1 protein-coding gene is annotated in these 644 nt (G+C 66.7%); it reads left to right on the plus strand.

All coding sequences use genetic code 11. The features are described from left to right. Positions 1 to 3 precede the first annotated feature (3 nt). On the plus strand, positions 4 to 561 hold the full coding sequence (locus AC1DU6_RS34440) for a YqgE/AlgH family protein (RefSeq protein ID WP_477862968.1): 558 nt from the start codon (positions 4 to 6) through the stop codon (positions 559 to 561). The last annotated feature ends 83 nt before the right edge of the window (positions 562 to 644 follow it).

A 644-nucleotide genomic window follows, 5' to 3' on the forward strand; every position in this document is an offset into this window, starting at 1 on the left:
GTCCTGACCAACCAATTCCTCATCGCCATGCCCGGCATGGCCGACGAGGCCTTCGCAGGCACCGTGGTCTACCTCTGCGAGCACAACGACAACGGCGCCCTGGGCCTCGTCATCAACAAACCCATCTCTCTGACGCTGGGCAATCTGTTCGAGAAGGTCGAACTCAGCCCACCGGCMGAACCGCTGGCCGACAGCCCCGTCTTCTATGGCGGCCCGGTGCAGACCGACCGCGGTTTCGTGCTGCACGAGCCGCTGGACGAAGAGGGTGGCCACTACAACGCCACGCTGGCCGTGCCCGGCGGCCTGGAGATGACGACCAGCCGCGACGTGCTTGAAGCGCTCTCCAACGGCGCCGGCCCCAGGAAGATCTTTGTCACGCTCGGCTACAGCGGCTGGGCCGCGGGCCAGCTTGAAGAGGAAATCGGCCGCAACGGCTGGCTGACGGTGGACGCGGCGCCCGAGATCATCTTCGACACGCCGGTGGAGCAGCGCTACGAGCGCGCACTGGCCCTGCTGGGCGTGGACCCACGCATGCTCAGTTCGGACGCGGGGCACGCATGATGGCGGCGTTGGCGCCGTCGCATCAGATCTTTCTTGCTTTTGACTTTGGCACCCGACGCATCGGCGTCGCCTCGGGCACGCGC

This window comes from Roseateles sp. P5_B10 (assembly GCF_056400485.1).